This is a genomic window from Shewanella electrica, assembly GCF_022321485.1.
In the GTDB taxonomy this organism is placed as follows: domain Bacteria; phylum Pseudomonadota; class Gammaproteobacteria; order Enterobacterales; family Shewanellaceae; genus Shewanella; species Shewanella electrica.
Window position 1 is genome coordinate 1 of record NZ_JAKOGG010000368.1, and the last position, 265, is coordinate 265.

Here is a 265-nt window from a genome sequence, read left to right on the forward strand (position 1 = left end):
GAGCACGACGAACGCCTTGGGGCGCTCCCCCCACTTCTCGTCTGGGATGGCGATCACCGCGCCCTCGAGAACGGCGGGGTGTGAAGCGATAGCCTGCTCCACCTCGATGGTTGAGATGTTCTCACCACCGGAGATGATGATGTCCTTGGAGCGGTCCCTCAGGTCGATATACGAATCGCGATGCCACACCGCGATGTCTCCGGAATGGAAGTAATCACCATCAAAGGCCGTCTCGGTGGCTTCGGCGTTGTCGTAATAGCCCTTC

General features: G+C 59.6%; 1 protein-coding gene. It reads right to left on the reverse strand.

Annotated features, from left to right (window positions below):
* Positions 1–265: AMP-binding enzyme (locus L9G74_RS20925; RefSeq protein ID WP_238898680.1), on the reverse strand; the 265-nt coding region annotated here is incomplete at both ends.